This window comes from Alteromonas antoniana (assembly GCF_019249295.1).
GTDB lineage: Bacteria > Pseudomonadota > Gammaproteobacteria > Enterobacterales > Alteromonadaceae > Alteromonas > Alteromonas antoniana.
In genome coordinates this window covers 139,539-154,549 of the sequence record NZ_JAESDH010000008.1, presented here as the reverse complement: position 1 = coordinate 154,549, position 15,011 = coordinate 139,539, and the positions used below count along the sequence as shown (strand labels likewise).

Genomic DNA, 15,011 nt, shown 5'->3' with positions numbered 1-15,011 from the left:
ATTTATTCGCACTCTCCCGATAAAGCAGTAATGCCGCGCAACGTTGCCAGGTAAACCCGGGTTTCGTTATCCAGGTGACCTGAGTAATAGGATACATAAAGCGTATCGCCATCTATGGCCAGGCCCGGGTAGCTGTTGTCACCGCCACTGGGCAAGGTCAGAATCTTATCCAGCTTTTTATTACTTAAGTTAAGTGTCCACAGGGTGGTAACCAGTGCTTTCCCCGTCCACTCTCTGCCAGCCACCAGCATGGTTGTTTTTGTGAGCGGTACCCACGCTGGCCCTCCAATATACTTTCCCAAATCATGCCAGTACCAGCGCGTAAACGGTGCCTTACTGAAACCCAGCTGCGCACTGAATGAATCTGCATCCCGACGCACCAGTGCCCACATGTTGCCATTACTATCAACATGCATATCACTCTCGTTAGGGTAGCCCAGATTGTGTGAAACCCGTCCCAGCGCATGTGATTTTCTACAGAACATACGCTTTCCCGGATGGCCCTGATACAAATCGATGCGATCCTGGCCGCGATTGTAAGCGAACCCGAAAGCGTTATCGTCGCGCCAGATAATACGCCACAGCCACCAGCCATTAAGTCCAAGGTCGTGTGGTGATGACCAACTGATTCCATCATAAGAAAACCAGCTCATCATGTGACGTTTTAACGTTCTGTTTTCGGCGTCTGCGTATCTTGCGTTAGCCAGAAGCCAGATTCGTCCGTCGGGGCCTTGACTAAGTTTGGGATCACGAAGGTCAACGCCGGCTATTGCGACGTGACTACGACTTTTTACATTGCAAGTTTCAGCGTCAATACAGGCAATTTCTAATCTACCGTCATTACTCACATGGTTGGTCGCCTGACGATAGCAACACAGCAGACTTCCATCAGGCAAATTATGCAGATCCGTAAATGCACTGTGCGGCGAGCGGGAGGAAATCCGGTTTACCTGATCAATTTTAAAAATATTTTTAGACATGAAATCGCTTAAAAAACCATTGTTTACGTCATTATAGGCGGCAATTTCCTGCCTCTCTACGGCAATTTTTGCAAATTTTATTAAAGGGAAATTTATCACCGTCGATAACATTTCTGAGAGAGCCAGTTCATCAATTACCCCTCAGGTGTTGATGACTACTAAATTTGTAACCGCCGGTGACCCCGGCAGCCAGCTCATGCTGGACTGAGAGTGTAGGAGAGACTTATGTCTTTATACGTCAATACCAATGTGTCTGCATTGAACGCACAACGTCAGTTGTTCGATGTCAGCAATTCATTGAGCACATCCTTTGAGCGTCTGTCGTCAGGTTTCCGCATTAACAGCGCAGCTGACGATGCTGCTGGTCTGCAAATCAGCGACCGCATGACGTCACAGGTTCAGGGCCTTAATCAGGCTGTCCGCAACGCCAACGATGCTATTTCACTGTCGCAAACTGCCGAAGGTGCGCTTAACGAGACTACGACTGCGCTCCAGCGTATTCGTCAGCTTGCAGTACAATCGCAAAACGGTATCAACAGTTCTGCTGACCGTGTCGCACTGCAAAAAGAAGTGTCTGCACTGAAGGCAGAAATCAGCCGTATTAGCACAGATACTCAGTTTAACGGTGTGAACATCCTAAATGGCTCGTTCTCTGCTGCTTTCCTGGTAGGTGCAAATTCCAACCAGACTATCAGCGTTAACTTATCTACAGCTAACGGTGCGAGCTTAGGGGCTTCTGGCCTTGGTGTTGGTACAGTCGATATTTCTACTGCAGGTGGTGCAAGCACGGCTTTGACAGCGATAGATGACGCGATTTCTTCTATCGGTGGTACTCGTGCTGATTTGGGTGCGCTGCAAAACCGCTTCCAGTCTACCATCCGTAACCTGAGTAATATCTCTGAGAACATCTCGGCGGCACGTTCACGTATCCGTGATACTGACTTTGCTGCGGAAACTGCAGACCTGACGCGTAATCAGATTATCCAGCAGGCAAGTACAACAGTACTGTCTCAGGCGAATCAGCGTCCTCAGGCAGCATTGCAGTTACTGGGCTAATTACCTAATTAGCGTAGGAATGGGGCCAGGAGGTAGTGAACCGGGAATCCACCCCACGCAAAAACTTCGCTCAATAATCTCCTAACGTAGAGCGGTTGGCCGGACGAAAGTCCGGCTTTTTTGCGACTTCTTTCTTAGCTAAAGCACTGAAAAATAAAGCTTATGAAAATTTAGCGAAAAATTGCTAAAGGATTTTTCGTGTCCGAACGATAACTTAAATGTAGGCACTGGGAACAATAAAAATAACTCAGGCCACAATGAGTGACACCACCCCTAAAAATAATAATACGGGTCGCTCAAACCAGACTCTAAAAATAAAAATATCGGTCTGGTCTACAAAAATCGTTAGGAGATTATTATGAGCTTGTACGTTAGCACGAATGTATCGTCGCTGAATGCTCAGCGGCAACTGTTTACCTCAAATATCGAGTTGAGCACCGCTTTTGAGCGTTTATCTTCCGGCTTCCGGATTAACAGCGCCAAGGACGATGCCGCGGGTTTGCAGATATCAAACCGCATCACATCACAAATCAAAGGTCTGGATCAGGCCGTACGTAACGCCAACGATGGCATTTCACTGGCACAGGTTGCAGAAGGCGCCATGCAGGAAATGACCACCGCACTGCAGCGTATCCGTGTGCTGGCTATTCAGGCACAAAACGGTATCAATACCTCAGCAGATCGCCTGGCACTGCAAAAAGAAGTGTCTGCACTTAAGCTGGAAATCAGCCGAATTGCATCGACATCTCAGTTTGCAGGTGGCGATATTCTGACTGGTTCCTTCTCTACTGCCTTTCTGGTAGGTGCACAGGCCGGTCAGTTCATCAGCTTTAATCTGTCTCGTAATGGGGGCTATGGCTTCTCGGGCCTGACTAACGGCGCTACTGTGTCTGTAGAAACAGCGGCCCTTGCGTCAGCGGCACTACCACTGGTAGATGCAGCCATCTCCATTATCGATGCTAAGCGCGCTGATTTGGGGGCTATCCAGAACCGCTTTCAGTCAACCATTCGCAACCTGAGCAATATCTCAGAGAATGCGTCAGCGGCACGCTCACGTATTCGCGATACTGATTTCGCGACGGAAACCGCAGAGCTGACACGGTGGCAGATTATCCAGCAGGCAAGCACGACGGTACTCGGACAAGCAAACCAGCGTCCACAAGCCGCACTGCAGCTACTGCAAGGGTAAGAAATGAATAATCTATCGACTGTAAACATGCGGGGGCAGACTGCAGTCGAGTAAATCGAATGACGATTGAGTAGATACGAAAAACGGTCGGATTGCACAATGTGGGGACAGACTGCAACCGACCGACGAGTAGAGTATTTCGCAAGACAACGTGTTAAAGCACGCTGAGGGCAACATGGTACTGCAATACTACGCCGTGTTGGATGCTGAAGCTGCTGACTGGCAGGAATGAAGCCAGGAGGTAGTGAGAGGTATGAGGTCTGGAACAACAGACCCACCTGTCAGCAAAGTATGGGAGTGACCCATACCCGTTCAGCATCGCTTTACCAGGTACAACGCCTCGCAAAGCGTCAGTTTTTTATCACTGACACTATTTGTGAAGCATAGTATGTGCCAACACGTTGAAAGTTTTTAAATAACATGCGCAGAAAAAAACAATAACAGCGCAAACTTCAACTGTTAGGAGAGACCTATGAGTCTGTACGTAAACACAAATGTTTCATCACTAAACGCACAACGTCAGTTATTTAACACCGGCAATGGCCTGGATACCGCCTACGAGCGTCTGTCTTCGGGCTTTCGTATCAACAGCGCAGCAGACGATGCTGCCGGCCTTCAGATCTCTGACCGCATGACTTCTCAAATCATGGGATTAGACCAAGCCGTAAGAAACGCGAACGACGGGATTTCCCTGGCACAAACCGCAGAAGGTGCGATGCAGGAAATTACCACATCACTGCAGCGGATCCGGGTTCTGGCAATTCAGTCACAAAATGGTATCAATTCATCTTCTGACCGTCTGGCACTACAAAAAGAAGTGTCCGCACTGAAAACGGAAATCAGCCGTATCGCAACAACGACTCAATTCGGGGGCGTGAACGTACTTGACGGTACCTACTCTGCGGCTTTCCTGGTAGGGTCTAATGGCGGTCAGACCATCGGCGTGAATATCTCCCGCACAGGCGGTTTTGGTTTCTCTGGGCTGACGAATGGAGATAGCGACTTGTCTATCGCGACCGCATCGGGTGCATCGGCTGCACTGACATCTATTGATGCGGCTATCTCGGCTGTCGATGCCAAGCGCGCTGATTTAGGTGCGATTCAGAACCGCTTCCAGTCAACCATTCGTAACTTGAGTAATATTTCTGAGAACGTATCGGCGGCAAGATCACGTATTCGTGACACAGACTTTGCCACCGAGACGGCAGAACTTACCCGTAATCAGATACTTCAACAGGCAAGTACAACCATTCTGTCGCAGGCAAACCAGCGACCACAGGCAGCGTTGTCTTTACTTGGAGGTTAATTGACAGGTAAGGCGTAGGATTGGGAAGGAGTTGAGAGGCCATCCCCCGAACGCCGCGGCCATCTGGCCGCGGCACCAAGAAAACGCCGACTAACAGGACTGAGAGTGTAGAAGTGTTGGTTGAGAGGCCAGTTTATTCTACTATAATTCCTGCCAGCCGACTGAAACTGAATTTTGCTCAATCTCCTAACGTGAGCAAATTGGCCGGGACATTTGTCTCGGCCTTTTTTCTTTTATTACCGAAACATCTCGTCAACTTGCTTAATATCTAAAGCATTCCCCGTGCCAAAAATTTCTTATACGTACCAGCCCCAGCAATCTTAGAGATTGGTTTAGATACGCTATTATTATCTTTCATACCTCGCCGTTTCCACACATTTATTTGCCGTTTTTGCGGCAATGGCTTGCCCCTGGATGAATATCTTCAAAAAAAGGTAACTTGCCGCCCTTAAAACTCATTATTTTTCAGTTAGATATGAATTATTTTAATTTTTTTCAAAAAAAAGCTAAAGAACCTAAAGGAACCGCCGATACCTTTAGCTGAGGGGTAATTTAATTACTTTTTGCGGAGCGCATGCGCTTCGTTTCGAGGGGACCAGCGGGAGTAGTGACCTGGCTGGTCTGAACTGGAAGGGTTTGATAGTAGCACCGGTTACATCGAATCCCTAGGAGGTATAACAATGTCTTTATATGTAAACACCAATGTGTCTGCGCTGAATGCGCAACGTCAGTTGTTTGACGTAAGCGACAAGCTGAGCACGTCATTTGAAAGACTGTCATCAGGGTTTCGCATTAACAGTGCAGCAGATGATGCGGCAGGTCTTCAGATTTCAGATCGTCTGACCTCACAGGTTCAGGGTCTAAACCAGGCTGTTCGTAACGCGAACGATGCCATCTCTTTGACGCAAACTGCAGAAGGTGCGTTAGGAGAGGTAACAAGCAGCCTTCAACGTATTCGCCAACTGGCAGTGCAGTCTCAAAACGGAATTAACAGCTCTGCTGACCGTGCAGCACTGCAGAAAGAAGTTTCTGCGCTGAAAACCGAAATTTCCCGTGTAGCAAGTGATACGCAGTTTGGTAACGTAAATCTGCTAAACGGTAGCTTCTCTGCTTCGTTTTTGGTGGGCGCAAATGCGAATCAGTCCATCAGCGTTAACCTGTCTACGGCCAACGGTGCGAGTTTAGGGGCTTCTGGCCTCGGAGTCGGTACTGTCGACATTTCCACTGCAGGTGGTGCAAGTGCAGCTTTGACAGCAATAGACGATGCGATTTCATCTATCGGTGGCACGCGCGCTGACTTGGGTGCTCTGCAAAACCGTTTTCAGTCAACGATTCGTAACTTAAGTAACGTATCGGAAAACCTTTCAGCTGCGCGTTCACGAATTCGTGACACTGACTTTGCCGCTGAAACCGCTGAACTGACACGTAACCAGATCATTCAGCAGGCATCTGTCTCTGTATTAAGTCAGGCCAACCAGCGTCCACAGACAGCGCTTTCGCTGCTGGGATAAGCTTAACAATAAGTAACCTTGCTTAAACTGTAACGGGTGTCTGCTTCAGGCAGGCCCCGTTTTTTCGCTTTTTACTAAGGAGGTTCACGTGGAGATTGCAAATACACAAATTGGCCAGAATTTTGCTGTTACAGCAGTAGATAAAGTGCCCGTGCGCGTCGATTCGCCCAGGCCTGTTGAGTCATCAAATGATTCAACGGATCTCTCTGTTGAAAATGCACGTGCAAAAGATCTTCAAGTCGAGCGTGAAAATGCCGATAACCTGAATAGAGAGGGGCAAGCTGAAGATATCGAGCTTGCTGTACAAGAGGTCCAGGCATTTTTACAGGTACAGAACAGAAATCTGGCATTTTCAGTAGATGAAGATACACAGCGTTCTGTAGTCACCGTTAAAGACTCTGAGTCAGGTGACGTAATACGTCAAATTCCTTCTGAAGAAGTGCTAAAATTAGCAGAGCGAATAAAAAGTCTTCAGGAAGATATCGGAAGTAGCGTAGGAGTGCTTGTTAATAACAAAGTGTAGTGAGGTGAGTAATGACTATTCAATCGTTGGGTGTTGGTTCAGGGCTTGCGCTTGATGATCTTGTCTCGCAATTGCTTGATGCTGAACGGGCACCAAAAGAAAACCGCTTAAATCAGCGAGAAGAACGGATTGAGGCTGAAATTTCAGGCCTCGGTCAAATTAAGTCTAAGCTGTCGGATTTCAAAGACGCGGTAAATGATTTAAGACGCGACAATGATATAAATGGTCGCGAACCTACTATTACCAATCCTTCTGAAGATACAGAGATCTTTACAGCCGAGGCCACGAACTCTGCACTAAAAGGAAGTTACAAAGTCGCGGTGACTGAGCTCGCCAGCGGCAGCAGAATTACTACAGACGATGGCGCGTTTACGTCCTCGTCCGATGCGGTGCTGACTTCAGGTAGTGGGTCGCTGACCTTTTCTGTAGGCGGCTCAGACAGCTTCTCAGTCAACGTTACCAGTGGTATGACGTTGACCCAGCTTCGCGAAGCAATAAATAACAATTCTGACAATTTTGGTGTGAATGCCAATATCATCGATACCGGCACCTCAGCTGGTCCTAAACTCGTTTTCACGTCTGAAAAAACGGGTAATGGGAATGACCTGGTTATCAATAATGATGGTGGTAACACCGAGCTAGATCGTCTCTCAACAACCGGTGGCGTTGGCAGCATCAGCGCAGCCAATATTGAAGCTGCTACGAATGCGAAGGCCACAATAGACGGTATTCTCGTAGAGAGTGAGACGAATAAGTTTGAAAATACGATCCAAAACGTCTCGTTCGAAGCCAAAGAAGTTTCGCCTAAAGACACGTCAGGCGAATTCATTACCTCAAAGCTGGAAATTGGTTACGACCGTGAGGGTTTAGATAAAAAAATCCGGGACTTTGTCGATAACTATAATAGCTTGATAAAGGAAATTGAAAATTTAACCAAGTACGGTGAATCAGAGCTGGAAGATGATGGCGCATTAGCCGGTGATTCATTGCTAAGAGGCATTCAGAGTGGTCTGGCATCTATTGTTGGCGGAAGCGTTTCTTCTTCATCGCTTGGAGGCTTGTTCCAACTGGGTATTGAAGTTAATTCAGAGGGTAGCCTGGAAATTGGTGACACCGATTTCGGGCTTGGGACCGGAGAAGATCGTCTGAGCGATGCGCTGGAAGATAGCTTTGACGAAATCGCTGCGTTGTTTACCGACGAAAAAGAGGGGATTGCGGTTCGCTTATATGAATTTGCTGACCAATATACCTCATACAGTGGACTTATCAGCCTGCGCGAACGTTCTGCGAAAGATGATCGAGATCAGCTCAACGATGACCGTGAGAGATTAGAACTTCGTATGATGAATTATGAAGAAATTTTACGAGATAAATATTTAAACCTTGACCAGACTGTTGCTCAACTCAACCAGACAGGTTCAGCACTGCTGGCAGCTTTAGGGTAAAGGAAATAAGGAGTCACCATGGCACTCACTGGTATTAACGCTTACCGCAAAGGTAATTTAAAGCAAGACGTTGCAGCAGCAGATCCGCACCGGCTGACGCTTATGCTGATGCAAGGAGCGTTAGATCGTATTGCCTATGCAAAAGGCGCGATGGAGCGTAAAGATTTTGCTGCCAAGTCTGATTATATCTCTCGTGTAACGGCAATTATTATCCATTTGCGGGATACGCTGAATATGGAGATAGGGGGCGAAACGGCGCAAAATATGTTTGCCCTCTATGACTACATGGTAGAGAAATTAAATGAAGCGCATGTGAAGAACGACTTGAATATGCTCGACGAAGTCTCTAGCCTGTTAACACCAATTCGTGATGCATGGGTTCAGATTCCTGAAGACGCCAAACAGGAAGCCTTTGAAGCTCAGCGTCAAAACCGACAAGCTGTGTGAATAAAGAAACGTTAAACCATCCTCTGACACCAGTTGCATTACGTAAGATTAATGACGAGATTACGGTGCAACTGGCACCTTCTTCTGAGCTAGACCTACCTGAATTGAATCGCATCCTTGCCGAGAGAGATGACATCGTTAAAGCGCATTTGAAAACGCTGAGCGACGAAGACAAACGTGCTTTTGCGCGTGCAGAAATTCCTGTCAATGATAAATTAAAAGAACTGGCGCAATCTTTGCTGCAGTCAGCAAAAGACGATGTGTCAAAATTTATTCAAAGCCAGGCTGCGGTCAAAAAATACAAATAGCACATGTTAAAAGACATTACTCTGCACGTAGACCAAGATGAAGAACGCCAGCGCTCCTTGGAAGGCGAAGCTTCTGAAATTATCCAAAAGCGTCAAAGGCAAAATTTAAATGCATTTCGGCACACTATCCCGTCAATTTACGAGCAAATCCTCTCAGCTCCAAAAAGCGCCAAGTCGATTTTATGCAACAAACACGGCCAACTGAATATCGTTGATTATCAGTCTGGCAGAGTCTTTTATGATGAATTCCCGCAGGACGAAGTAACCGCGCAGGTTAACAGTTTCTTAAAAAATCCGACTATTATTCAAAATGAAAACAACGCTGCGAGCGAGGCTGAATCTGAAGTGATGGTCATTATGGGAATTGGCCTGGGCCATCACATTGCATCGCTTTTTGAGAAATCCACCGCCAAGCACTACATCATCTATGAGCCAGACTTTGCGCTTTTTATGTGCTCGTTGTCGGCTATTTCCTGGCAGGATATTTTTCGACTGGCCAGCAGGGAAAAAAAAGCTATCTACCTTCAGATAGGGAAAGATGGTCGTGGCGTTGCCAGCGACCTGAACGAACTGGCAGAACATGTTCACTTTTCTACGGTAAGCGTTTTTAAGCACTACAATCATCCTGTGTTTGATCAGGTCATGGCTGAGATAAGCCGCGGTACACTACAAACATTGTCAAAGTGGTATTACGATCAGAAAAAAGCCAGTGCTCCGTTACGATATACCAATTACTGGCCAACTGAGTCTTCTGACAAGCCGTACTCTAAAAGGCTGGACCAAGCCGTATTTGATGCCAACATCGCAGCGTTTGAAAAGTTCTTTCCTGAGATTGCCAAAGAGTTTAAGAGTTATCAGCCCGATATCTGGTATCCGGTCACCACCCAATCAGGTGATGTGAATGTACTTCTGACCCCATTGGATACGCCGTTGTACGGCGGTAATCCCCGTTCAGAGGGGCAGCGGAGTGCAAGAGCTTTTTCGGAAAATCCGAATAAAGATGGGTTATTGCTTAGTTACAATGGTAAAAAGTTAAAGAACCATCTTCATTATCAAATGGTTACGGAAATGTCTCAAGTGACAGATGATGTCACCGATGATGTAGGGACATTACCGGATAACATTAAATCGCTTATTTTATTTGGTATGGGAGTTGGCTATTCACTAGAGAGCTTATTAGAAAAACACGCAACGGAAATGCTGTTTATCTGTGAGCCTAATCGAGATTTCTTTTATGCGTCTCTTTACGCCATCAACTGGTCGCAAATACTTACTAATCTGGATGAAAGCGATGCCAGACTCTATTTAAATATCGGCGACGATGGCTCTCATTTAATCGATGACCTCATCAAGCAGTTTCACTCCATTGGTCCTTATGTACTGGCGAATACCTTCTTTTTTGAGGGCTATTACAATGCTAATTTGGTGTCTGCTATTGCACAGTTGCGTGAGCAGTTAAAGGTTATTGTGGCCATGGGCGATTATTTCGACCACGCGTTTTACGGTGTGAGCCATACCAAGTGGTCATTTGAACAGGAAGTTCCGCTGCTCAGGAGTGACAGTGCCGAACAATTGTCGATTGAAAGTAAAGACGTTCCGGTTTTTCTGGTTGGCAACGGCCCTTCTCTAGACAACCTGATTGAAGTTATCAGAGAAAGCGCAAATGACGCCATTATTGTTAGTTGTGGAACAGCCCTACAAACTTTACACAGGCACGGGATCCAGCCAGATTTTCATGCAGAAATCGAATCGAACCGATCTACCTTTGACTGGGCGGTCAGGGTGGGCAGTTTAGACTACCTGAAGCAAATTACACTGATTAGCTGCAACGGGATTCATCCCGATACTTGTCAGCTCTATAAAGAGGTGTATCTGGCATTTAAAGAAGGCGAGTCTTCAACGGTGTCAATTGGTGAGGTGATCGCAGAGCAGGATTATGCAAAGCTTCGCTATGCATATCCCACGGTTGCTAACTTTGGTTATGACTTCTTTCAAACTGCCGGCTTCACACAGCTCTACTTTTTCGGTATCGATATGGGATTTGCCGATCCTAAGTATCACCACTCCCGCTCGTCAGGCTACTATGATGATGAAGGCAAGGAGCGATATGACTACAGCAAGGAAAATGACACATCCATCATTGTCGAAGGCAACTTCAGAGCAAAGGTGAATACGAAATTTGAATTTAAGGTGTCAAAGCGGGTGCTAGAGCAGGCGATTTCGCCTCACGCAGCAGTTTACAATGTCAGTGATGGCGCAAAAATCTACGGTAGTATGCCATTACGTCCGGAAAACGTGTTCGTTTCATCAGACATTGGCCTGAAAATTAGGACGTTGACGATATTCAAAGAACGGTGCTTTTTATCTATTCCCTCTGATGCGTTTCGAGATGACTTCAACAACCGTTATTCAAAAGAGTATTTACTGCAGGAAATGGAAGCACTGCTAAGGTTACTAGATGAAGAATACGATTCACTTGAAAGGGCGCATTATTTGGTGAAACGGCAGAGAGAACTTTTAGTACTGTCATATCAGCGCAAACGCAGCCTGTTGTTTTTTTACCTTAACGGCACATTGAATTATGTTAATAGTGCATTCACCCGGGCCATTATGTTGGCAGATGAGTCCTCAGCGAGAACGGCGTTCAATGAGTTACTCGTAATTTGGCGGAAGCGGGCTCGTGAGCTGTTTCAAACCATGAAATGCAGCGAGGGTAGTTTCGACTTCATTTCCAGTTTTGAAATGGAAAGGCGCAGACTTTATATGAAATTGCGAAGCAAATCTGAGAGTAAAAAGTCCGTAGGCGTTTATCCATCCACCGACCGAAATATACATCGCCTCTTCGATGCACTGTCTGTTTTGGGAATTACCGGTGACTTAACTCATTGCTTTGATAAAGCGGACTACCAATTATATTTTGGTATCGCACCAGAGAAATCAAGCGGAAAGTTTTTGTGTATAGTAAATAATCATGAGCAGCTTTTGCATTACTTGGTTAACGATAACGATTATCCAATACTATATTTAGTCGGTGATATCAGCTCAAAAAATTGGTCGCCATCGTGTAATGATGTATTGCGTCTTTTCCTATCAAGAATAGCGGTATCCTCAGAATTAAGCCGCTTTATCGTGTTACCAAAATTAGTGCTATCACAATATGAAGAGGTGGATAAGTATTACGACCTATCGCTTTTCGAAAGTTACCATACTTATGATTGCAGCAATTTTATATTTCTAAGCAAAGAATTACTAACTACAAAAAATAGTTTGTTCGAAGATGGTACGAGAGCCCGGTATCTACCAAGGGGGCTAAAAAATGAGGATTTTGTTTCATTACTGCTTTCACCTGAAGAAATCGAGAATGATCGAAGTCATCGACTCAAACAATTTACTTCTCTGGCGATATCAAAATGACTTTATTTGATAGTAAAACAATATTAATAACTGGCGGTACTGGCTCCTTTGGTCACCAGTTTGTAAGTTATCTGCTTGACAATACTCAGGCACAAAAAGTGATTATTTACTCGCGTGACGAGTTAAAACAATATGAAATGCAGCAGCGATTCAGTCATCCAAGCTTGCGGTTTTTCATTGGTGATGTCAGGGATAAAGAGCGTCTCAAAACGGCGATGAAAGATGTGGACTTCGTGGTTCATGCTGCAGCGCTGAAACAGGTTCCTGCTGCCGAATATAATCCGAATGAGTGCATTAAAACTAATATCAATGGCGCCCAGAATGTCATTGACGCTGCGATAGCTAACGGTGTTAGGCGAATTATCGCTTTGTCGACAGATAAAGCCGCGAATCCAGTTAATCTTTACGGAGCCACGAAGCTGGCATCAGATAAGCTGTTTGTGGCTGCGAATAATATCTCTGGTGCCGATGGCCCGCGCTTTTCCGTTGTCAGGTACGGTAATGTTGTCGGCTCACGCGGGAGTGTGGTTCCTTTTTACCGTTCATTATTAGCAAAAGGTCAGCAAAAGCTGCCCGTCACGCATCCGGAGATGACGCGTTTTTGGATCACTCTGGATGAGGGCGTTAAGTTTGTTGTTAAAAACTTCTCGCGTATGCAAGGCGGAGAGATTTTTGTTCCCAAGATTCCGTCTATCCGAATTCTTGATCTGGTCGAGGCAATGAGTGGTAAACGAGATTTTGACGTGATTGGTATACGGCCAGGCGAGAAATTACACGAAGTAATGGTGCCAGAAGAAATGGCACACCACACCTTTGAATTTGAAGATCATTTCGTTATCGCACCGGCAATTACATTTTTTGATAAGAATCTTGATTATACAAAGAACCGGTTAGGTGAGAAGGGTAGGTCCGCAACAGATAAGTTTGAATACCACTCTGGTACTAACCCGCACTTTCTGACTGTCGAAGAGCTGAAAGCGTTGGACAGCGAAACCTTATGATCCCGTACGGCCGTCATTCTATCAACGACGATGATGTAAATGCCGTTGTTGATGTACTGAAAAATGAATTTTTGACGCAGGGAAGTCAGGTCCCGCTGTTCGAACAGAATCTCTGTGAGTACACCGGAGCCAGATATGCGGTAGCCTGCAATAGCGGTACTTCCGGGCTACACATGGCGTGCCTTGCAGCTGGTGTCGGCATTGGCGACAAAGTCTGGACCTCTCCGAACTCGTTTGTCGCCTCTGCAAACTGTGCTCGATATTGTGGCGCAGAGGTAGATTTTGTAGATATTGATCCTGTCACCCGAAACCTTTCTTTAAGCGAACTGCAACAAAAGCTCAGCCAGGCCGAAGAAAATGGCAAACTTCCAAAGGCCATTGTGGTGGTGCATTTCGCAGGCAGCAGTTGCGACATGAAAGCCATTTCCGAGCTAACTTCCCCTTACGGCATTACATTAATTGAAGATGCGGCACATGGGTTGGGCGGTAAAGACAGGTATGGAAACCCTATCGGCAGCGCAGTATACAGTGACTTTGTAGTACTCAGCTTCCATCCAGTTAAGTCGTTAACTACCGCAGAGGGTGGCGCGGTATTAACAAACCGTGAAGCCAATGCGAATTCACTGCGTCGGTATGCCAGTCATGGTATCTCACGTGATAACAGCCACTTCCCTAACGAGGAGAAAGCAAGTGGCTGGTACTACGCGCAGCATGACCTGGGTTTTAATTACCGGCTTAGTGATATTCATGCGGCTCTGGGGAACAGCCAAATTAAGAGGCTAAATGAATTTGTCGCAGCTCGCCTGTCATTAGCAAGACGCTACGAAAGTGCGTTGTCAGCACTTCCGCTTAAGCGTCCTCAACTGGATATACACAGCGCATGGCATTTATATGTGATAGAGCTTGAAAACAGAGACCGCCGCGTGGTTTTTGATGCATTGCGCGCGAGAGGGGTTGGTGTGAACGTGCATTATATCCCGATATATCATCATCCTTATTACCAGGCTTTAGGATTTAAACGTCATTGTTACCCGGCCTGCGAAAAGTATTATCAGAATGCGATTACGTTGCCTTTATTTCCTGAACTCTCTGCCGATATGCAAGATAGAGTAATTTCAACACTGCATGAGGTACTTAAGTGAACATTGCGGTTATTCCGGCCCGAGGGGGGAGTAAACGGATCGTAGGAAAAAATATTAAATCGTTCGTAGGTAAGCCCCTGATAGCGTATTCCATCGAAGCGGCACAAGTCAGTGAGCTCTTTGATGAAATTATCGTTTCTACAGATTCTGACGAGATTTCAGCGATTGCCGAGCAATATGGTGCCACGCAGATTATCAGACGCCCGGAATCATTAGCGAATGATTACGTGGGGACGTTTCCCGTCATCAAACACGCCGTAGAGGCGTTTGAGCAGGCTGGTGAGAACGTTGAGTACGTGTGCTGCATATATGCAACAGCGCCTTTTTTATCTGCGGAACGATTAAAAGAAGGGCTGCACAGACTTGTCGCAGACAGCACGAAACAGTTTGCTTTTTCAGTAACCAGTTTTCCATTTCCGGTTCAGCGAGCCATTAAGCTCTATGAAGGAGGGGTTACGCCCGTAGAGCCTGCTCAAATGGGAAAACGCTCGCAGGATCTTGAAGAGTACTACCACGATGCGGGCCAGTTTTATTGGGGCACTTGCTCGGCCTGGAAAAATGATGAGGCCACTTTCGCGCCACATTCAATACCTGTCATTCTTCCGCGCTATCTGGTGCAGGATATCGACACACCAGAAGACTGGAAACGCGCCGAATTAATGTATCGCGCCTATATGATGTCAGAATAA

General features: G+C 46.3%; 13 protein-coding genes. 12 read left to right on the top strand and 1 reads right to left on the bottom strand.

Features of this window, described 5'->3' with window-relative positions:
- Positions 1–2 precede the first annotated feature (2 nt).
- The gene (locus JKP77_RS09015; protein ID WP_218310855.1) at positions 3–980 is read right to left on the bottom strand and encodes a hypothetical protein; all 978 of its coding nucleotides are present in this window, start codon (positions 978–980) and stop codon (positions 3–5) included.
- Between the two features lie 225 nt (positions 981–1,205).
- Here JKP77_RS09015 and JKP77_RS09010 point away from each other — a divergent pair, with 225 nt between their 5' ends.
- From JKP77_RS09010 to pseF, 12 genes are all read left to right on the top strand, one after another.
- On the top strand, positions 1,206–2,036 hold the full coding sequence (locus JKP77_RS09010; protein WP_218310854.1) for a flagellin N-terminal helical domain-containing protein: 831 nt from the start codon (positions 1,206–1,208) through the stop codon (positions 2,034–2,036).
- A 358-nt stretch (positions 2,037–2,394) separates the two neighbouring features.
- Positions 2,395–3,225 carry a flagellin N-terminal helical domain-containing protein gene (locus tag JKP77_RS09005; protein WP_218310853.1) on the top strand — a complete coding sequence of 277 codons (831 nt, stop codon included), beginning with the start codon at positions 2,395–2,397 and terminating at the stop codon, positions 3,223–3,225.
- A 472-nt stretch (positions 3,226–3,697) separates the two neighbouring features.
- Positions 3,698–4,531 (top strand): flagellin N-terminal helical domain-containing protein, encoded by an 834-nt coding sequence (locus JKP77_RS09000; RefSeq protein WP_218310852.1) that lies wholly within the window; start codon positions 3,698–3,700, stop codon positions 4,529–4,531.
- A gap of 680 nt (positions 4,532–5,211) precedes the next feature.
- Positions 5,212–6,042 carry a flagellin N-terminal helical domain-containing protein gene (locus JKP77_RS08995; RefSeq protein WP_218310851.1) on the top strand — a complete coding sequence of 277 codons (831 nt, stop codon included), beginning with the start codon at positions 5,212–5,214 and terminating at the stop codon, positions 6,040–6,042.
- An 88-nt stretch (positions 6,043–6,130) separates the two neighbouring features.
- Positions 6,131–6,565: a flagellar protein FlaG gene (locus JKP77_RS22530; RefSeq protein WP_218310850.1), complete on the top strand. Its 435-nt coding sequence runs from the start codon at positions 6,131–6,133 to the stop codon at positions 6,563–6,565.
- 11 nt (positions 6,566–6,576) lie between these two features.
- Entirely contained in the window at positions 6,577–8,010 is a 1,434-nt protein-coding gene (gene fliD, locus JKP77_RS08985) for a flagellar filament capping protein FliD (RefSeq protein ID WP_218310849.1), read from the top strand.
- 18 nt (positions 8,011–8,028) lie between these two features.
- Positions 8,029–8,457, top strand: a complete 429-nt coding sequence (gene fliS / locus JKP77_RS08980; protein ID WP_218310848.1) for a flagellar export chaperone FliS — start codon at positions 8,029–8,031, stop codon at positions 8,455–8,457.
- Positions 8,454–8,765 carry a hypothetical protein gene (locus JKP77_RS08975; RefSeq protein WP_218310847.1) on the top strand — a complete coding sequence of 104 codons (312 nt, stop codon included), beginning with the start codon at positions 8,454–8,456 and terminating at the stop codon, positions 8,763–8,765. The genes fliS and JKP77_RS08975 overlap by 4 nt, the downstream gene beginning before the upstream one ends.
- A 3-nt stretch (positions 8,766–8,768) precedes the next feature.
- Positions 8,769–12,179 (top strand): 6-hydroxymethylpterin diphosphokinase MptE-like protein, encoded by a 3,411-nt coding sequence (locus tag JKP77_RS08970; RefSeq protein ID WP_218310846.1) that lies wholly within the window; start codon positions 8,769–8,771, stop codon positions 12,177–12,179.
- On the top strand, positions 12,176–13,180 hold the full coding sequence (pseB, locus tag JKP77_RS08965; RefSeq protein ID WP_218310845.1) for a UDP-N-acetylglucosamine 4,6-dehydratase (inverting): 1,005 nt from the start codon (positions 12,176–12,178) through the stop codon (positions 13,178–13,180). Before JKP77_RS08970 ends, pseB begins: the two co-directional genes overlap by 4 nt.
- On the top strand, positions 13,177–14,322 hold the full coding sequence (gene pseC / locus JKP77_RS08960; protein ID WP_218310844.1) for a UDP-4-amino-4,6-dideoxy-N-acetyl-beta-L-altrosamine transaminase: 1,146 nt from the start codon (positions 13,177–13,179) through the stop codon (positions 14,320–14,322). The genes pseB and pseC overlap by 4 nt, the downstream gene beginning before the upstream one ends.
- Positions 14,319–15,011, top strand: a complete 693-nt coding sequence (pseF, locus tag JKP77_RS08955) for a pseudaminic acid cytidylyltransferase (protein ID WP_218310843.1) — start codon at positions 14,319–14,321, stop codon at positions 15,009–15,011. The genes pseC and pseF overlap by 4 nt, the downstream gene beginning before the upstream one ends.